The sequence below is a fragment of the Rossellomorea marisflavi genome (genome assembly GCF_001274775.1).
Lineage (GTDB): Bacteria > Bacillota > Bacilli > Bacillales > Bacillaceae_B > Rossellomorea > Rossellomorea marisflavi.
The window spans coordinates 1-17,831 of sequence record NZ_LGUE01000004.1 but is presented as its reverse complement, the minus strand read 5'-3'; the positions used below and the strand labels follow the sequence as shown (position 1 = coordinate 17,831).

19 protein-coding genes and 1 rRNA gene are annotated in these 17,831 nt (G+C 47.8%); 17 read left to right on the top strand and 3 right to left on the bottom strand.

Annotation, left to right across the window (positions count from 1 at the left end):
- Positions 1–46 precede the first annotated feature (46 nt).
- The 10 genes from fabL to nikC all read left to right on the top strand — a co-directional run bounded on the left by fabL (position 47) and on the right by nikC (position 10,058).
- Positions 47–790 carry an enoyl-[acyl-carrier-protein] reductase FabL gene (fabL, locus tag AF331_RS09990; RefSeq protein ID WP_053428920.1) on the top strand — a complete coding sequence of 248 codons (744 nt, stop codon included), beginning with the start codon at positions 47–49 and terminating at the stop codon, positions 788–790.
- 75 nt (positions 791–865) lie between these two features.
- Positions 866–1,060 (top strand): gamma-type small acid-soluble spore protein, encoded by a 195-nt coding sequence (locus tag AF331_RS09985; protein ID WP_048012507.1) that lies wholly within the window; start codon positions 866–868, stop codon positions 1,058–1,060.
- Positions 1,061–1,236: 176 nt separating this feature from the next.
- Positions 1,237–1,494 carry a YgaB family protein gene (locus AF331_RS09980; protein WP_053428000.1) on the top strand — a complete coding sequence of 86 codons (258 nt, stop codon included), beginning with the start codon at positions 1,237–1,239 and terminating at the stop codon, positions 1,492–1,494.
- Positions 1,495–1,641: 147 nt separating this feature from the next.
- The gene (gene ntdP / locus AF331_RS09975) at positions 1,642–2,172 is read left to right on the top strand and encodes a nucleoside tri-diphosphate phosphatase (protein ID WP_053427999.1); all 531 of its coding nucleotides are present in this window, start codon (positions 1,642–1,644) and stop codon (positions 2,170–2,172) included.
- 126 nt (positions 2,173–2,298) lie between these two features.
- Positions 2,299–4,047 carry an ABC transporter ATP-binding protein gene (locus AF331_RS09970; protein ID WP_053427998.1) on the top strand — a complete coding sequence of 583 codons (1,749 nt, stop codon included), beginning with the start codon at positions 2,299–2,301 and terminating at the stop codon, positions 4,045–4,047.
- A gap of 245 nt (positions 4,048–4,292) precedes the next feature.
- Positions 4,293–5,309 carry an ABC transporter ATP-binding protein gene (locus tag AF331_RS09965; RefSeq protein ID WP_053427997.1) on the top strand — a complete coding sequence of 339 codons (1,017 nt, stop codon included), beginning with the start codon at positions 4,293–4,295 and terminating at the stop codon, positions 5,307–5,309.
- Positions 5,284–6,249 carry an ABC transporter ATP-binding protein gene (locus AF331_RS09960; RefSeq protein ID WP_048012505.1) on the top strand — a complete coding sequence of 322 codons (966 nt, stop codon included), beginning with the start codon at positions 5,284–5,286 and terminating at the stop codon, positions 6,247–6,249. Before AF331_RS09965 ends, AF331_RS09960 begins: the two co-directional genes overlap by 26 nt.
- A 64-nt stretch (positions 6,250–6,313) precedes the next feature.
- Positions 6,314–7,906, top strand: coding sequence for an ABC transporter substrate-binding protein (locus tag AF331_RS09955; RefSeq protein ID WP_053428919.1), 1,593 nt, complete (start codon positions 6,314–6,316; stop codon positions 7,904–7,906).
- A 225-nt stretch (positions 7,907–8,131) separates the two neighbouring features.
- Positions 8,132–9,136 (top strand): ABC transporter permease, encoded by a 1,005-nt coding sequence (locus tag AF331_RS09950; RefSeq protein ID WP_053427996.1) that lies wholly within the window; start codon positions 8,132–8,134, stop codon positions 9,134–9,136.
- A gap of 25 nt (positions 9,137–9,161) precedes the next feature.
- A complete protein-coding gene (gene nikC, locus AF331_RS09945) occupies positions 9,162–10,058 on the top strand; it encodes a nickel transporter permease (RefSeq protein WP_053427995.1) in 897 nt (298 codons plus the stop codon).
- 40 nt (positions 10,059–10,098) lie between these two features.
- Here the strand turns inward: nikC and AF331_RS09940 are convergent, their stop codons facing one another.
- Positions 10,099–11,184, bottom strand: a complete 1,086-nt coding sequence (locus AF331_RS09940) for an FUSC family protein (RefSeq protein WP_053427994.1) — start codon at positions 11,182–11,184, stop codon at positions 10,099–10,101.
- Between the two features lie 265 nt (positions 11,185–11,449).
- Entirely contained in the window at positions 11,450–12,736 is a 1,287-nt protein-coding gene (locus AF331_RS09935; RefSeq protein ID WP_053427993.1) for a glutamate-1-semialdehyde 2,1-aminomutase, read from the bottom strand.
- A 148-nt stretch (positions 12,737–12,884) separates the two neighbouring features.
- On the opposite strand from AF331_RS09935, the gene AF331_RS09930 reads away from it, so the two are divergent.
- The 5 genes from AF331_RS09930 to perR all read left to right on the top strand — a co-directional run bounded on the left by AF331_RS09930 (position 12,885) and on the right by perR (position 16,062).
- Entirely contained in the window at positions 12,885–13,298 is a 414-nt protein-coding gene (locus tag AF331_RS09930) for an ion channel (protein ID WP_053427992.1), read from the top strand.
- A 57-nt stretch (positions 13,299–13,355) separates the two neighbouring features.
- On the top strand, positions 13,356–13,820 hold the full coding sequence (gene bcp, locus AF331_RS09925; RefSeq protein ID WP_053427991.1) for a thioredoxin-dependent thiol peroxidase: 465 nt from the start codon (positions 13,356–13,358) through the stop codon (positions 13,818–13,820).
- Between the two features lie 194 nt (positions 13,821–14,014).
- The gene (locus AF331_RS09920) at positions 14,015–14,974 is read left to right on the top strand and encodes a D-2-hydroxyacid dehydrogenase (protein ID WP_235576364.1); all 960 of its coding nucleotides are present in this window, start codon (positions 14,015–14,017) and stop codon (positions 14,972–14,974) included.
- A 1-nt stretch (position 14,975) separates the two neighbouring features.
- Positions 14,976–15,524 carry a cob(I)yrinic acid a,c-diamide adenosyltransferase gene (locus tag AF331_RS09915; protein ID WP_053427989.1) on the top strand — a complete coding sequence of 183 codons (549 nt, stop codon included), beginning with the start codon at positions 14,976–14,978 and terminating at the stop codon, positions 15,522–15,524.
- 85 nt (positions 15,525–15,609) lie between these two features.
- Entirely contained in the window at positions 15,610–16,062 is a 453-nt protein-coding gene (perR, locus tag AF331_RS09910) for a peroxide-responsive transcriptional repressor PerR (RefSeq protein WP_048007782.1), read from the top strand.
- Positions 16,063–16,130: 68 nt separating this feature from the next.
- On the opposite strand, the gene AF331_RS09905 is transcribed toward perR, so the two are convergent.
- Positions 16,131–16,484 (bottom strand): YgzB family protein, encoded by a 354-nt coding sequence (locus AF331_RS09905; RefSeq protein WP_048007783.1) that lies wholly within the window; start codon positions 16,482–16,484, stop codon positions 16,131–16,133.
- A 154-nt stretch (positions 16,485–16,638) separates the two neighbouring features.
- Between AF331_RS09905 and AF331_RS09900 the strand changes: the two genes are divergently transcribed.
- Positions 16,639–17,505 (top strand): nucleotidyltransferase-like protein, encoded by an 867-nt coding sequence (locus tag AF331_RS09900; RefSeq protein ID WP_053427988.1) that lies wholly within the window; start codon positions 16,639–16,641, stop codon positions 17,503–17,505.
- Between the two features lie 267 nt (positions 17,506–17,772).
- Positions 17,773–17,831: ribosomal RNA gene (locus AF331_RS09895) — 16S ribosomal RNA — on the top strand; the annotation flags it as partial.

Sequence of the window (17,831 nt, the reverse complement as noted above, 5' to 3'; positions counted from 1 at the left end):
GATGAATGAAGGACGAATATACAGGGGGTAAGGAAGGAAGATGAACATGAATCAAAAAGTAGCATTGGTAACGGGAAGCAGTCGTGGATTGGGAAGGGAAATCGCCATCCAGCTTGCTGAAAAAGGATACGATATCGTCGTCAACTACGCACGCAGTAAGAAGGGAGCCCTCGAGACGGCTGAACAGATTGAGAAGCTGGGGCGAAAGGCGTTCATCGTTCGTGCTAATGTCGGGGATGTCGATAAAATCAAGGCCATGTTCGAACAAATCAAGGATGAATTCGGGCGATTGGATGTTCTCATCAGCAATGCGGCCTCCGGGGTGCTGCGCCCCGTGATGGAACTGGAAGAATCCCATTGGGACTGGACGATGAACATCAACAGCAAAGCGCTCCTTTTCTGTGCCCAGGAAGCGGCAAAGTTGATGGATGACGGCGGAAGGATCGTCAGCATCAGCTCCCTCGGTTCGATCCGCTACCTTGATAACTACACGACCGTTGGCGTCTCAAAGGCAGCGGTTGAAGCATTGACCCGTTATCTGGCTGTCGAGCTTGCGCCAAGGAATATTATCGTGAATGCCGTATCAGGGGGGGCGATTGATACGGATGCACTCAAGCATTTCCCTAATCGCGAAGAGCTTCTTGAAGATGCCCGTCAGAATACCCCTGCTGGAAGAATGGTCGAAATTGACGACCTCGTGAAGTCCGTCATGTTCCTAGTGTCGGATGATTCGTCTATGATCAGGGGACAAACGATCATTGTCGACGGCGGACGATCTCTTCTCGTCTGACCTGATTTTTTTCGAAAAAAAATCGAATAGTCACCTCCACCCTTGGTTATCTTAATAAGCGTGGAGGTGATTACAATGGCAAAGAAAAACAACTACAACAACGAATTTGCTTCTGAGACAAACGCTCAAGAAGTGAAAAAACAAAACCAACAATCGGCTAGCAAAGCTCAATCCGGTCAACAACAATACGGAACTGAATTTGCTTCTGAGACAAACGCTGCTGAAGTAAGAAAGCAAAACCAACAATCAGCTCAAAAGAAACAAAAATAATGTCTGAAATAGCATAGAGCTATTCCATGACCAATGAAAAGCATCCGGAATCCTTCCGGGTGCTTTTTCATTTTCCCTTCGACAAAACTGGTGGGAAAGGGACAGGAAAAGTCAAAGGGATTACCGTTTGAAAGGAGAATCTGTGTAGAGAGTCTTTAACAGGGAGTGGATGGGCTATGCAGGAGTTATTCAATGAACTGATTCATGAGCAGCTGGAAACGATGGACAAGCTGCTCTTCCTTCAATCCGAAATCGAGCGCTGTCAAGAGCTTGAAAAGGAACTGGTCGAGCTTGAAGAGCTGGCTCTTGCCGAGTCACTGAAAAAAGAAATCGAACTGAAGAAATGTGAATTGAAAGACATTCAAAAAGTATTCCAGGAGCAGACAGATGAAGTCATCCGCTCGTATAAAAAAGAACAGGAAGTACCCCTTTAAGGGATAAGATGAATGAAGGACATGGGCGCCCAGCGAATGTATTTTCCCAATGGGTAGCCCTTTTGTTTTAAATTTCGGAAGGAAACGTTATAATAATAGAATAGACTTTTATTTATACGTGCAATCCGAAGGAAAGAAGGGTAGAAAATGGCGGTTCCCACAGAAGGGCATTCAGTACAAATACATAGCTTCAAGCATGATGGAAACATCCACCGTATATGGAATGAGACAACCATCCTGAAAGGGACGAGCAATATGATCATCGGTGGAAACGACCGGACGATGGTGACGGAGTCCGACGGCAGGACGTGGATGACCCGAGAGCCTGCAATTTGCTACTTTCATTCAGAATTATGGTTCAATATCATCTGCATGATCCGGGAAGACGGTATTTATTATTATTGCAATCTGAGCTCCCCGTTCGTGTACGATCACGAAGCGATCAAGTATATCGATTATGATCTTGATATCAAGGTGTACCCTGATATGACCTATACGCTCTTGGATGAAGATGAGTATGATGCCCATCGCAAGTTGTACGGTTATCCCGATGTTATCGATCACATTTTGCAAAGGAATGTGGACAAGCTCGTCAGATGGATCAGGCAGCGGAAGGGACCGTTTGCCCCTGATTTCATCGATATTTGGTACGAGCGCTATTTAATGCACAGAGGATAAAGGAAGTAGTAACCGATAGGAGGGCTGACCCTTTCCGAGAGCCGCCGGATTCAATCCGATCCGCCCATGGCTTCTCGATCAACGGGGTCATCCCTTTTTCATGGTCAGAATGAAAGGAGTTTTGAAGTGGACAGTATCAAACGGTACCTGCAGTTTGTAAAGCCTTACCGCTGGCAAATCATAGGTACGCTCATTATAGGAATCATCAAATTCGCAATTCCGCTTCTCATTCCGGTGCTCATCAAATATGTCATTGATGATGTAGTAGGGAATACCTCCCTGTCGGCCGGTGAGAAGACGAACCATCTTCTCCTTGTGATGGGGATCATGGTTGTGGTCTTTCTGATCATTCGTCCGCCTGTTGAATATTACCGCCAATACTTCGCACAGTGGACAGGGAACAAAATCCTCTATGATATCAGGGACCAGCTTTTCTCTCACATACAGAAGCTCAGTTTCAAGTATTACTCGAACACGCGTGCAGGAGAAGTCATCTCCAGGGTCATCAATGACGTGGAGCAGACAAAAAACTTCGTCATGACGGGCCTGATGAACCTCTGGCTGGATCTTGCCACGATCTTGATCGCCGTGGCCATCATGTTCACCATGGACGTATCACTGACCTTCGTATCATTGATTGCCTTTCCGTTCTATGCCCTTTCAGTACGCTATTTCTTCGGGCGTCTCCGTGGTCTTACGCGGGACAGGTCACAGGCCCTTGCAGAAGTACAGAGCCATCTACATGAACGGGTCCAGGGAATGCCGGTAATCAAGAGCTTTGCCGTGGAAGATCACGAGCAAACCGCTTTCCGCAGTCAGAATAAGAACTTCCTGCAGAAGGCATTGGATCAGACGAGCTGGAATGCGAAAGCATTTGCCGTCGTCAATACGATTACAGACATATCACCGCTCATCATCATCGGGTATGCCGGGTATCAGGTCATCCAAGGAGACTTGACCATTGGGACGATGGCCGCATTTGTCGCCTATATCGACCGTCTCTATAGTCCGCTGAGGAGACTGGTGAACTCTTCTACGACCCTCACACAGTCCATTGCGTCCATGGACAGGGTGTTTGAATTCATGGATGAAAAATACGATATCGACGATGAACCCGGAGCCATTCCATGTACGACTGTAAAAGGGGACATCAAGTTCGATCAGGTATCATTTAAGTACGAGGAGGAAGAAGAAACGGTGCTGAGCAACCTGAACCTGGATATTCATTCAGGTGAAACGGTCGCCCTTGTCGGAATGAGCGGAGGGGGTAAATCCTCCCTTGTCAGCTTGATCCCCAGGTTCTATGACGTCTCCGAAGGGAGCATACTACTTGATGGCACGGATATCAGAAGGTTCCAGGTAAGGACGCTCAGGGATAAAATCGGCATGGTTCTTCAGGACAACATCCTTTTCAGTGAATCGGTCAAGATGAATATCAAATTCGGTAATCCGGATGCAACGGATGAAGATGTGATCGAGGCTGCCAAAGCAGCCAATGCCCATGACTTCATCATGAAGCTGCCGGAAGGCTACGATACGAAAGTCGGGGAACGCGGTGTGAAACTTTCCGGGGGTCAAAAGCAGAGGGTGGCCATTGCCAGGGTATTCTTGAAGAATCCACCGATCTTGATCTTGGACGAGGCAACCTCCGCCCTCGATCTTGAGAGTGAACATCTCATTCAGGAATCCTTGGAGATGCTGGCCAAAGACAGGACGACTTTCATCGTTGCCCACCGCCTATCAACGATAACTCATGCAGATCGCATCATCCATATGGAAAACGGTGAAATTGCTGAGATGGGTACCCATGAGGAATTAATGAAGAAACAGGATCATTATTACAGACTGTTCCAAGTTCAACAACTAGATAATTAATAGTAAGCCGGTGAAGAAACGGATGTTTCTTCACCGGCTTTTTTGTGGCGATAAACTGGGAGTATTTCCCTCTATGGGTGAAGGAATGATCTAGGACAAACGGCATATAGTGAGAAAGAGTATAATTGTCTATTAAGAATAAAAATTCTGAAAATAGATTGCAACATTTGTAGCATCTTGTATAATAAGAAACAGATAAAATTAGAAAATAAAGATTTTTTAGATAACGGAAAGGGAGAGGTTTGATGGGGAAAGCACGTCCTTTATTGCAGGTAGAAGACTTGAGGACCTCCTTTTTCACTGATGATGGAGAGGTTCCGGCAGTCGATGGGGTAAGTTTTCATGTGAATGAAGGCGAGATCCTCGGGGTGGTAGGAGAAAGTGGATGCGGTAAGAGCGTCACATCCCTTTCGGTCATGGGACTAATTCCCTCACCACCAGGTAAAATCACGGGAGGGAAGATCCTCTATAAGGGGGAAGAATTAACTAAGGCATCCGACAAGCGAATGAGGGAAATCAGAGGGAATGAAGTCGCCATGATCTTTCAGGAGCCGATGACATCCCTGAATCCTGTTTTTACAATAGGAGACCAATTGACGGAATCCATCCGTATACATATGAAAATCAGTAAAAAAGATGCACTTCAAAAAGCCGTTGAAATGCTAGGGAAGGTCGGCCTGCCAAGGGCAGAAGAACTGGTGAAGGAATATCCTCATCAACTATCGGGGGGAATGCGTCAACGGGTCATGATCGCCATGGCCATGGTATGCGATCCCAATGTCCTCATTGCAGACGAGCCGACCACAGCCCTTGATGTGACCATCCAAGCGCAGATCCTGAAGCTGATGAAAAATCTAAATAAGGAATTGAATACGGCTGTCCTCCTGATCACCCATGATCTTGGCGTCGTAGCCGAAACATGTGAGCGTGTCGTGGTCATGTACTCTGGGAAAGTGGTTGAAGAGGGGACAGTGGAAGAAATCTTCAAAAATCCTCAGCACCCTTACACAAAGGGGCTGATCCAATCGGTCCCCGACATGAGGATGAAGCAGCAGCGTCTCCATTCAATCAAAGGCAGCGTGCCGAGACCGGGATCGATCAAGACCGGATGTCGATTCGCTGCCAGATGTGAAGCGGCCTTCGATCGCTGTCTGGTTGAAACCCCTGAACTATATGAAACATCCAAAGGACATTGCACAAGATGCTTCCTATTCGATGGAGCGGAGGAGGGAGTTTATGACGGAACCATTGCTGAAGGTTGAGAATCTCCAGAAACACTTCCCCATCACCGGGGGGCTGCTGGGGAGACAAATCAGCTCGGTCAAAGCGGTTGACGGCGTATCATTCACCGTCAATAAGGGGGAGACCCTGGGAATAGTCGGGGAAAGCGGCTGTGGGAAATCCACAACCGGAAGGATGCTCATGCGATTGATCGATCCGACCGATGGGAAAGTGACGTTTCAGGACCGGGAGCTTACGAGTCTATCAAACTCCGAAATGCGGAAGATGAGAAGGGAGATCCAAATGGTCTTCCAGGACCCGTATGCCTCTCTGAATCCAAGGCACACAGTGGAACAAATCCTGGAAGAGCCCCTCAAGGTCCACGGGATCGGGTCTCAGAAAGAAAGGCGCCAAAGGGTGAGGGAGCTTCTCGAAATTGTAGGATTGAGCAGCTATCATGCAAAGCGGTATCCCCATCAGTTCAGTGGGGGACAGAGGCAGCGGATCGGGATAGCGAGGGCCCTCATGACGCGTCCGAAGCTCATCATTGCAGACGAGCCCGTGTCAGCCCTCGATGTATCCATCCAATCACAGGTGCTGAACCTCATGCAGGATCTACAAAAAGAATTCGGACTCACCTATATATTCATTGCGCATGATCTTGGCGTCGTCAGGCATATCAGTGACCGGGTCGGCGTCATGTACCTCGGCAGGATGGTGGAACTCAGCACCAGTGAAGCCCTCTACGATAAGCCGATGCACCCGTATACGCAGGCGCTTCTGTCGGCAGTGCCGATTCCGGATCCGGAGTTTAAAAGGGAAACCATCCTTTTACAAGGGGATATCCCGAGTCCTTCCAATCCTCCGAGCGGATGCACGTTCCACACAAGATGTCCGCATGCAACGGAGATATGCAAGCAAAAGGTTCCTGAGTTCAAGGAACAGCAACCAGGGCATTATGTTGCCTGCCATCTTTATTAGGCGGGCGGTATAACGTATATATAAACCACAGGAGGGGATTTGTTTGAAGAGAAAAGGTTGGTCAATGATCATGCTGATGATCCTGCTCGTATCCACAGTGCTTTACGGATGCGGATCCGAAGGTTCATCCGGCGAAGGCGGGGGAGACAAGGATAACGGCAGTCCGAAACAATTGATATTCGGACGTGGCGGTGATTCCGTTGCACTAGATCCGGCAGTGGTAACTGACGGAGAATCATTCAAGGTTACAAAGAATATCTTCGAAACGCTCATCGAGTTCGGGGAACAGGATACAGAACCGAATCCCGGTCTTGCAGAGGAGTGGAAGGTTTCTGACGATGGGTTGACCTATACGTTCAACCTTCGTGAAGGAGTGAAGTTCCAAGACGGAACGGACTTCAATGCAGATGCGGTCGTAAAGAACTTCGATCGCTGGATGAACGGAAATGAGGAAGCGTTTTATTACTATAAATCCATGTTCGGTGGATTCAAAGGTGACGAAGGGCACGTCATCGAGGAAGTGAAAGCTGTTGACGAGAAAACCGTCGAATTCAAACTGAAACGCCCGCAGGCTCCTTTCCTTAAAAACATTGCCATGAGCCCGTTTGCCATCGTCAGCCCGAAAGCAATTGACGAACAAGGTGATAAGCTCGGAGAAAACCCGGTGGATGCAGGAACAGGTCCATTCAAATTCAAAGAGTGGAAGCGTAACGACAAAATCGTCCTGGTGAAAAATGAAGATTACTGGCAACAGGATCAACCTAAATTGGATGAAGTGGTATTCCGCGCCATCCCTGAGAACTCTGCTCGATTGAACGCCCTGATTTCCGGGGAAATCGATCTTGCCGATGGAATCAATCCAAGTGATGCAGGCCAAGTCGAGAGCAATGCTGACTTGCAGATCTTTGAACGTCCGTCCATGAACGTCGGATACCTCGGTTTGACTTCTACACGCAAGCCGTTCGACAATCCGAAAGTGCGTCAGGCTATCAACTATGCCATCAATAAGCAATCGATCATCGACGCTTTCTTCGAAGGGAAAGCTGAAATTGCCAAAAACCCTATGCCACCGGTCGTAGCGGGTTATAACGATGAGCTCGAAGGGTATGAGTACGATCCTGAAAAAGCGAAGGAACTGTTGAAGGAAGCTGGTCTTGAAGACGGTTTCGAGCTGGATCTGTGGGCGATGCCAGTACCGCGTCCGTATATGCCTGATGGTCAAAAGGTGGCAGAAGCCATCCAGGCCGACCTTGAAAAAATCGGAGTCAAAGCCAACATCGTATCCTATGAGTGGGCAACGTATCTTGAAAAAGCCCGTAAAGGTGAAGCCGATGCCTTCCTACTTGGTTGGACCGGTGATAACGGAGATGCCGATAACTTCCTTTATGTTCTTCTCGATAAAGACAACATCGGAAGCAACAACTATACGTACTACAGCAATGACGAGCTACACAAGCTCCTGATCGATGCCCAATCGGAAACCGATCAAGACAAACGTAACGAGATGTACAAGAAAGCCCAGGAAATCATCCATGAAGATGCCCCTTGGGTACCGCTTGCCCACTCGACACCACTTCTAGCGGGCAGCAACAAAGTCAAGAACTTCAAGCCGCATCCAACTGGATCCGACTTCCTAGGAGCAGTAGACATCGAATAATTCATCACCACCAAAGGGGAGACGCCAAAAGCTCTCCCCTTTGTACATAGAAAAGCGGAGGCGGGTCGATCTGGCCCGACAAGCATAAGACAGAAATCCGGAAAGGCGTTCTTTGCCTTTTTGGAATTCAGGCTTATGACCTCGAGGGCCAACCCGCCGGAGCTGGACAAGAAAGAAAAGCATCGAACATAGCAACCATTCCTTTTAAAAAAGAGGTGAACACTGATGTTTCAATACACCATCCGAAGATTATTGCAGCTGATTCCGGTTCTGTTGGGAATGACGTTGATTGTATTCTTCATCATCCGTGCCATTCCTGGTGATCCGGCACAGGTCATTCTTGGGCAGCAGGCCTCGAAGGAAGCCATCGAGCAGCTGAGGAATCAGCTTGGACTTGATACCGCCTGGTATGTTCAATATTTTGACTATTTAAAAGGTCTCCTTACAGGTGATCTTGGTAATTCCCTCAGAACGAAGACAGAGGTTTCATCGGAAATCTGGCCGTATCTTGCAGCCACTGCTGAACTGGCCATAGTGGCCATGATCATTGCTGTTGTCATTGGTGTCAATGCAGGTATCATCAGTGCGTGGTTCCAAAACTCATGGTTTGATTACACAGCCATGATCCTCGCTTTGATCGGGGTATCGCTTCCGATCTTCTGGCTTGGGTTGATGGAGCAGTGGGTTTTCGGGATTCAGCTTGACTGGCTTCCTACATCTGGCCGGGAAAATGTCCGGAATCCTGTTTCGTCGATTACGAACTTTTATTTGCTCGACACCCTGATACAAGGGAGATTTGATCAATTCGGTGATGTCTTCAAGCATCTTATCCTTCCGGGGATTGCCCTTGCGACTATTCCCATGGCTATCATTGCACGGATGACGAGGTCCAGTATGCTCGAAGTCATGAGATCTGATTATATCCGGACGGCACGGGCTAAAGGATTGAAGATGTTCTGGGTTGTGTACAAGCATTCTTTGAAGAATGCCATCATTCCGGTCCTGACCGTCATCGGGCTACAGATGGGTCTCCTTCTCGGGGGAGCGATCCTGACGGAAACAATCTTTGGATGGCCAGGAATCGGCCGCTATATTTACGATGCAATAGCCTATCGGGATTACCCCGTCATTCAATCAGGGATCCTGGTGGTCGCCATGATCTTTGTCACCATCAATCTCATCGTGGACCTCCTTTATGCGGCAGTTGATCCGCGCATTAAATATAACTAGCATCTACAGGAAGAGGTGAACTCTCATGGCAGAAATAGCAGAACCGCAAAAAGAACTCAATCCTGCCCTTCATGAGGAACATGTTTCCCCATGGAAGGAGGCGTGGAAGAGCTTCCGAAAGAATAAAATAGCCCTGATCGGTCTTTTCATCGTTCTGTTCTTCGTTATTCTTGCAATAGCGGCCCCGCTGATTGCCCCTCAGGGGATCAACGAGCAGAATCTGGCGAAAAGGCTGCAGGCACCATCCTCCGAGCACTGGTTCGGAACGGATGATTTCGGTCGTGATATTCTTTCAAGGATCATCCACGGCGCAAGGATTTCCCTATGGGTCGGATTCTTTGCTGTCATCGGTTCCGCCGTAGCAGGGAGCCTGCTGGGGATTGTTGCAGGTTATTATGGGCGCTGGGTTGATACGATCATCTCCAGGATTTTTGATATCATGCTCGCATTCCCTAGTATCCTCCTGGCCATCGCCGTCGTTGCGGCACTCGGACCATCCTTGAGGAATGCCCTTATCGCCATTGCCATCATCAATATACCGAACTTCGGAAGGCTTGTCCGATCAAGGGTGCTGAGCGTTAAGCAGGAAGAGTATGTGATGGCGGCAAAGGCAATCGGAATGAAGGATAACCGGATCCTGCTGCATCATATCCTTCCGAACAGCATGGCCCCGATCATTGTTCAGGGGACCCTTGCCATTGCTACGGCCATCATCGAGGCGGCAGCCCTTGGTTTCCTAGGTTTGGGCGCGCAGGCTCCTCAACCGGAGTGGGGAAAGATGCTCGCCGATGCCCGAACGTTCATGCTGCAGGCGCCTTGGACGATGATCTTTCCGGGACTTGCCATCATGCTGACGGTCCTCGGATTCAATCTCATGGGCGATGGTCTCAGGGATGCACTAGATCCAAAAATGAAAAATTGACAAAAAAGAAGGAGCCGACAGCATCGGCTCCTTCTTTATTTTATACTTCTTCTTCTTCCGAGATGGACACTTCGTTATCTTCTTTGTGATACGACTGGAAGCTTGTGATCAATCGCTCCAGATGCTCAAGGTTTTCATCGTATTCAAAGATGGCAGAGAAGATATGAAGCAGGTGGAAATTATGGATATCGTCGTTTTTGGTGTGCTGCTTGACTTCCTCCAGCATGATGGTCATCAATTCTTTTCGGTGAAGGCAAACATCCTGCTGTGCTTCCGATTCAGCTTGGGGATGCATCTTGCCAATGAACTTCAGGTGTAATTGTTCATGATAGGTCAGGAGACAATCGAGCTGAGCCTTGATGACACCCCGGAGTTCATCGGGAAGCTGGTAGATTTCGTTTTCATAGCGGTTTAACCTTTTTAACACTTCAAAGCTGCGGTACGTGGAGGAAATCATCTGCCTGAAGATAACAAGCTTACGGCTTCTGACAATCGTGTTCCGCTTGAAGTATTCACGCTCTTCTTTGTACAGCAGATAAAGCTGATCAACCTTGATGAGCTTTTCTTTGATACGCTCCAGATCTTTTTTTACAAGGTGGAATTCGGTTGCGTGCCTTGTGCTTAGCCTGATCCACTTCAGGATCTCTTCTGTTGAATCCGAAACCCGGTGGAAAAGCTTTGTCTCATACTTTGGTGGCAGGAAGATCAGGTTGATGATGAAAGAGGAGAATACCCCAATCAAAATCGTAGAAAAACGGATGAGTGCAAATGTTATAAAGTCCTGATCGGTGACCTCCATGATGGCGATGAGTGTGACAAGAGCAAGGCCGATGGTGTTTTGCAGTTTCAGTTTCAAAATGATGGCGATGGCGATAATGACCGCAAGGCCGACCACAAGAGGGCTGCTGCCGAAAATCAATACAAAGATCACGGCGATCCCGGCGCCGACCAGGTTTGCCTGGACCTGCTCAATGATGGTCAGGTATGAGCGGTAGATCGTCGGCTGTACGGCGAATACTGCTGCAATCCCGGCGAACACAGGGGCAGGCAGTTTCAGTATTTCTGAGATAAGGAGAGCCAAAACGATCGCAATCCCCGTCTTGAGGATGCGGGCACCAAATTTCATGTATATAGATCCTTTCCATTCTTGACTTTTTCAATAAACAATACTGTACTATACAGGTACTTCAGTACAATATCAATAGGCAATTTCAATTTCTTTCAGAAGGTTGCTGCCTGTTATCACAAGGGTTTTCTTACTAGGGTTAGTACCACTTTGAAAAGGAGATTAAACGGGTGTTTGGCTCTTTAGTATATGAAGAAGCAGAGGGGATTATCATGGGTGGCGTAATTTAAAAAGCCCGTCTCTGGCAAGAGGCGGGCCGGTAAGATCAAAGCTGCGAGAAGGCTTTATCGACGGCAACGAGTGTCGCATCGATATCTTCTTCTGTGTGGGCAGTGGTCAAGAACCATGCTTCGTATTTCGATGGTGCAAGATTGATCCCCTGATTCAGCATAAGTTTGAAGAACCTGGCGAACATTTCCCCGTCTGTGGCTTCTGCCTGCTCATAGTTCTCTACAGTTTCTTCAGTGAAGTAGAGGGTCAAAGCTCCTTTAAGGCGGTTGATGGAAATCGGTGTACCGTGTTTCTTGGCTGCTGCGAGGATTCCCTCTTCAAGCTTGGCGCCGAGTGCATCAAGCTTTTCGTACACACCTTGTTCCTGGAGTACTTCAAGGCAGGCGATTCCCGACAGGATCGATGCCGGATTGCCGGCCATCGTTCCAGCCTGATAAGCAGGTCCGAGTGGAGCCACTTGCTCCATGATCTCTTTTTTACCGCCGTAGGCACCGATCGGAAGTCCTCCTCCGATGATCTTTCCGAGTGCGGTCAGGTCGGGCTTCACTTTGAGAAGGTCCTGAGCTCCTCCGTACATGAAGCGGAATGCCGTGATGACTTCATCATAGATCACAAGGGAGCCGGCTTCGTGAGCGATATCATTGATGGCTTCGAGGAAGCCTTCCTTCGGCTCGACGATCCCGAAGTTTCCTACAATCGGCTCGACAAGAACGGCTGCGATCTGGTCGCCCCATTTTTCCATCGCTTCTTTGAAAGGTCCGATTTCATTGAATGGAACAGTGATCACTTCCTGGGCGATGCTTTTCGGGACACCTGCTGAATCCGGAGTACCAAGCGTGGACGGACCTGAACCTGCTGCCACAAGGACAAGGTCGGAATGTCCGTGGTAACAGCCCGCGAACTTGATGACTTTATCTTTACCGGTGTAGGCACGTGCAACGCGGATGGTCGTCATGACGGCTTCTGTACCGGAGTTGACGAAACGCACTTTATCCATATAAGGCATCGCTTCTTTGATCATTTTCGCAAACTTGACTTCATGGCGAGTCGGCGTACCGTATAGCACCCCGTTCTCCGCAGCGGTTTTAATGGCTTCTGTCACGTGGGGATGAGCGTGTCCCGTAATGATCGGACCGTAGGCAGCAAGGTAGTCAATGTACTTATTCCCGTCGACGTCCCAGAAATATGCCCCTTCTCCGCGTTCCATCGCGACGGGAGACCCGCCGCCGACTGCTTTATACGAGCGTGATGGGCTGTTCACGCCACCGACGATATGTTCCAGGGCTTCTGTATGTAATGATTCTGATTTAGAAAATTGCATGGTAACCTCCTAGTATTCTTTGAAACTTCCTTCTCTATTGTAGTACTGTGCCACAGGGTTTAGCAAATAGGGGAATACTGGATATGAGAATGTTTTCGCCGAAGGATGCGTACATATTAGAAGACAAGCTCATGGATGAGGGATGCGGATGCTGTATGTGATCGGATCAATGATCTTTCTTTGCATGATGATGAGCGTATGGGCTCTTTTCACTCCCAGTGGGAAAAAGGACCACGTTTTTTCCCTGCACCATTTTTTCTTTCTGGGGATGTGCTACCTGACCATCATGATCGGTTTCGGTGCCATTTACCTTCTTCTCGATCTTGAGGGGGTACAGATCCTGGTGGAAGATGGTGCCCCCATCAGTGGTACCTTCATTGAACATTTCTTCACGAGCATCTACTTCAGCGGCGTGACGCTCTTCTCTCTTGGATACGGTGACGTTACGCCGGTCGGGGTCGGTCGGGGTGTCGCCCTCATAGAATCGTGGCTGGGCTATACCGTACCGGCTGCCTTTGTGGTTAAAAGCTTCATGAGGCCAAAAGATGATCGAATAAGTTGAGTTTTATCCCTGTTTTGGTTACGCTATCGGTAATCAAATATATGGAGGGATCAAAGGATGACAGTTGGTCAAAAGGCACCGGAATTCGAACTGAAGGCGAATAATGGTGAAACAGTGAAACTATCCGATTACAGAGGCAAGAATGTTGTGCTCTATTTTTATCCGAAAGATATGACACCGGGATGTACGACAGAGGCTTGTGACTTCCGAGACCATCATGAGAATTTTGAAGAGCTTGATGCGGTCATCATCGGTGTAAGCCCCGATCCGGCCGAACGCCATGAAAAGTTCATTGAGAAACATGGCCTTCCATTCCAGCTTCTTGTGGATGAAGATCATCAGGTGGCTGAGGCATACGGAGCCTGGAAGCTCAAGAAGAACTTCGGAAAAGAATACATGGGTATCGAACGCTCCACTTTTATCATCGATAAAGAAGGCAGACTCTCCAAGGAGTGGAGGAAGGTGAAGGTGAAGGGACATGTGGAAGAGGCCCTTCAATACATCGAAGAGCATCTTTCCTGAAGAGAAATCGCATATTTTTCCTTTCAGAGGCGTTTGTCCATTCACTTTTACTGCAGGTACATATAGTAAGAGTAGGGCAACCTCCTCAAATAAGTCAGTCTCCCATAGACAGGGCCGGTCGATGACCGCCCTCTTTTTTTGCCGCTTGAGATTAGAGGGCTGTATGGCAGTGTGATAAAATGGGAGAAAGGAGTGTGGGTGTCGCGATGGATGTTGTATTTACATATGAGCCGAAAGAAGATTTCCGTGTGGAGCTGAAGCGTGAATTTCCTGATCAGCAATTTCACTTCTGCAAAAATGTGAAGGAAGCTGGGGAAATACTGGCTGAGGCCCAAATTGCTGTAACAATGGGGGAGGACTTGACCCCTGAAATTCTTGAAAATTGCCAGCAGTTGAAGTGGATCATGGTAACGTCTGCCGGCTTGGAGAAGATGCCGTTCGATTCCATCCGTGAAAGAGGGATCATGGTGACAAATGCAAGGGGGATCCATAAGATCCCCATGGCCGAGTTTACATTGGGCCTGATGCTGCAGCATGCGAAGAAATTCCCTGTCATCGGTGAGCAGGAGAAAGAGAAGACGTGGTCGCGTCGGATCGGCTCAGCGGAGCTTCATGATCATGTGCTCCTCGTTCTCGGTGCCGGAGCGATCGGAGGGGAGGTCGCCAGGCTGTCAAAAGCATTCGGGATGAAGGTGATCGGCATCAATTCATCCGGTGAGGCAAAAGACCATTTCGATGAGATGTACACCTTTGAAGGGATGGATAAGGTCCTTGGATCTGCTGACTATATCGTTTCGGTCCTTCCAAGTACGAAGGAGACCCGCTCCCTGTTGACAATCGATCACTTCAAAGCCATGAAAGAGAGCGCCGCCTTCATCAATATCGGGAGGGGCGATCTAGTAGAGGAGGAAGTACTCCTCCGTGCTGCCGGGGATCACCTGGTTGAGAAGATCTACCTGGATGTATTCAAGGATGAACCCCTGCCTGCAGATCATCCGTTCTGGGAAGAGGAGTCGATCACCATCACACCTCATGTGTCGAGCATAACGGAACACTATATGCCGAGAGCGCTCTCCATATTTAAAACCAATCTGCTTGCATATCATAATGGTGAAGAGCTTATCAATATCATTGATACTGAAAGGGGTTATTAAGGTGAAAATTTATACAAAGACCGGGGATAAAGGATCGACATCCCTTATATACGGTACCAGAGTGTCCAAAAAGGATCAGCGTGTAGAAGCATATGGAACATGCGATGAAGCAAATTCCATGCTTGGACTGGCACTAAGCCATATAAAAAATGAATTCTTCGAAGGGAAAGACTCATTCGAGGCCTTCCTTCACAAAGTGCAGACGATCCTGTTCCACGTAGGGGCAGAGCTTGCCACCCCCGAGGGCAAGGAAGTGAAATGGAAGCTGGAGGAGGAGCATGTGAAAGAACTTGAAGAACAGATTGACGCCCTCGATGGGACGCTTACTCCGCTGACGAATTTCATCCTGCCCGGTGGCCATCCATCAGGAGCTGCTTTCCACACTGCGAGGACGATTGTGAGAAGGGCTGAGCGGGAAGCGGTAGGTATCGATGAACCGGTCAATCCTCTCGTTCTATCCTATTTGAACCGCTTGTCTGATTATCTGTTCGTGGCAGGGAGATACATCAACCAGCAGATGGGTGAGGAAGAGAAAAATTTGCATGGTTGATGGTGGCATGGATTGACAATCGGCGGCTCCATTAGTACACTATTTATAAAGATTATAAACTAATAATTTTTATGAAAAGAGGTGCATGACGATGTCTGACGAAAGCCAATTGAAAGAAGCGATCTCGACATTGAAGGAAACGGGAGTGCGAATAACTCCTCAACGTCATGCGATATTAGAGTTTCTCATTGAATCAATGGCTCATCCGACTGCTGATGACATATACAAAGCCCTTGAAGGAAAATTCCCTAATATGAGTGTGGCAACCGTCTATAACAATCTTCGGGTCTTCCGTGAAGTCGGACTGGTAAAGGAACTTACCTACGGGGATGCGTCCAGCCGCTTTGATTTTGTCACCACGGAACACTATCATGTCATCTGCGATAGCTGCGGAAAGATTGTCGATTTCCACTACCCGGGACTCGATGAAGTGGAGCATCTCGCCTCTCACGTGACGGGATTCAAGGTTAACAGTCATCGCATGGAGATTTACGGAACTTGTCCTGAATGCAGTAAAATCAACAAAGAAACCCATTAAGAATGGCCCAACCGGACCATTCTTTTTTGTTGCGCATTATAAAAAAAGATAGGGGCCAGTTAAGGTCCCTATCGGCTGCGTTTTTTATTATAGTCTTCGTTGAACTCTTCGCCTTCAAGCTTCGGATCCAACGTAAGCGGCTCATTGCAATACATGCACATATCGACACGCCCGAGCACCTTCGTGACCTTCCCGCAATTGGGACACGTCACTTGGACGGCCTTCGTCGAGAGCATGCCGATCCAGAAGTAGACGACCGTACTTCCGATGATTGACAGAAACCCCAATAGCATGAAGGTTGTCATGACCCACGGGTGCTGTCTAAAATAGATACCTACATACATAATGATGAATCCGATGAAAACCAAGCTTAACGCAAAGGTCCGGATTTTATTGATTTTGCTAGAATACTTCTTTGCCATCTCCATCCCCCTCCTAAAAAAATACTATACCATAATCAGGATGGAACGTGGGACGGGAATGACGTTTGTCGAAAAATGACTATAATTACAGAAGGAAATCCAGTGTTCATGTCGAAATAGTTACCAACCAATGATTGATGTGGAGGAGTAAGCAATGGAAGACATTTTAAGACCGATATACCAGGAGCGTACCAGTCACCCCAATACGCTGGGCGCCCTGTTGGTAGAACAGAGTAACAAATTCAGCCCCCTGACCGATACCTTTGATATCGTCCTGTTCCTTGTGGTGAAGGAGGCGGAAGAGCCTGTCTTCATCAAGCATTATTCCTATAAAGATCAAAAAGCAGCCCTGCACGTGGTGACGGAGGAAAAGCTCCGGGAATGGATCCTGCTTGGTTCCAACCGTAAAGTCATCGACTGGATTTTCAATGGGAAAGTATTATTTGATCGGAATGAGTTCATCCAGAATCTGAAGATCGAACTGAGGGACTTCCCTTTCTATGGAAGGAAAATCAAAATGGGTCTCGAGTTTGCCAAACTGATCAGACGATATATGGATGGAAAGGTATTCTTCGAGAGTAAACATTACCTTGATGCCTATAATCATATTGTCCATTCCCTTCATCATCTTGCAAGGCTCTCTGTCATCGAGCATGGATTCCATCCTGAAGTGACCGTGTGGAATCAGGTCAAGCAGATTGAACCGGAAATTTACAAGCTGTATGAAGAGCTGGTGACGAGTGATGAGGAAATCGACAAGCGTCTGGAGCTTCTTTTCCTGGCAAGTGAATTCCTTATCCATTCGAGGATGAAGGTAGCTTCAGAGCACCTCATCAGTATACTGGAGCAAAAAGAGTATTGGACATTCCAGGAACTCTTGAATAATGAAGGAGCCAAACATTATTCTGTGGATCTGAGCATGATGATCGAGTATCTGACGGATAAGGGCTTCATCGAGGTGGTTGATGTGGAAACCAAAGGGCAGGGGATTTACCATAGGTATTACAGGGTTAAAAAATAATTATATTAAAATATCAATTTGTGTTGACTTCTTTTATAAGGCTTGATATAGTAGTTAAGTCGCCGCTGAACGACAGCAAAACGGTCAGTGGCGACCTGATAAAATGAAAAAAAGTTGTTGACAAAGGGATGACAACTTGATAAGATTAAAAGGTCGCTTCAGGGAGAAACGAAGCGCTTACAATCTATTTGAACCTTGAAAACTGAACAAAACAAGACAAACACGTCAACGTTAATTCTAGATTTATTTTAAGAGCTATTCAAACTTTTTATGGAGAGTTTGATCCTGGCTCAGGACGAACGCTGGCGGCGTGCCTAATACATGCA

Excerpts from the sequence above, each read along its gene's own strand:
- fabL (WP_053428920.1), top strand. The coding sequence starts at position 47 with ATGAATCAAAAAGTAGCATTGGTAACGGGAAGCAGTCGTGGATTGGGA.
- AF331_RS09985 (WP_048012507.1), top strand. The coding sequence starts at position 866 with ATGGCAAAGAAAAACAACTACAACAACGAATTTGCTTCTGAGACAAAC.
- AF331_RS09980 (WP_053428000.1), top strand. The coding sequence starts at position 1,237 with ATGCAGGAGTTATTCAATGAACTGATTCATGAGCAGCTGGAAACGATG.
- ntdP (WP_053427999.1), top strand. The coding sequence starts at position 1,642 with ATGGCGGTTCCCACAGAAGGGCATTCAGTACAAATACATAGCTTCAAG.
- AF331_RS09965 (WP_053427997.1), top strand. The coding sequence starts at position 4,293 with ATGGGGAAAGCACGTCCTTTATTGCAGGTAGAAGACTTGAGGACCTCC.
- AF331_RS09960 (WP_048012505.1), top strand. The coding sequence starts at position 5,284 with ATGACGGAACCATTGCTGAAGGTTGAGAATCTCCAGAAACACTTCCCC.
- AF331_RS09955 (WP_053428919.1), top strand. The coding sequence starts at position 6,314 with ATGATCATGCTGATGATCCTGCTCGTATCCACAGTGCTTTACGGATGC.
- AF331_RS09950 (WP_053427996.1), top strand. The coding sequence starts at position 8,132 with ATGTTTCAATACACCATCCGAAGATTATTGCAGCTGATTCCGGTTCTG.
- nikC (WP_053427995.1), top strand. The coding sequence starts at position 9,162 with ATGGCAGAAATAGCAGAACCGCAAAAAGAACTCAATCCTGCCCTTCAT.
- AF331_RS09940 (WP_053427994.1), bottom strand. The coding sequence starts at position 11,184 with ATGAAATTTGGTGCCCGCATCCTCAAGACGGGGATTGCGATCGTTTTG.
- AF331_RS09935 (WP_053427993.1), bottom strand. The coding sequence starts at position 12,736 with ATGCAATTTTCTAAATCAGAATCATTACATACAGAAGCCCTGGAACAT.
- AF331_RS09930 (WP_053427992.1), top strand. The coding sequence starts at position 12,885 with ATGCTGTATGTGATCGGATCAATGATCTTTCTTTGCATGATGATGAGC.
- bcp (WP_053427991.1), top strand. The coding sequence starts at position 13,356 with ATGACAGTTGGTCAAAAGGCACCGGAATTCGAACTGAAGGCGAATAAT.
- perR (WP_048007782.1), top strand. The coding sequence starts at position 15,610 with ATGACGATGTCTGACGAAAGCCAATTGAAAGAAGCGATCTCGACATTG.
- AF331_RS09905 (WP_048007783.1), bottom strand. The coding sequence starts at position 16,484 with ATGGCAAAGAAGTATTCTAGCAAAATCAATAAAATCCGGACCTTTGCG.
- AF331_RS09900 (WP_053427988.1), top strand. The coding sequence starts at position 16,639 with ATGGAAGACATTTTAAGACCGATATACCAGGAGCGTACCAGTCACCCC.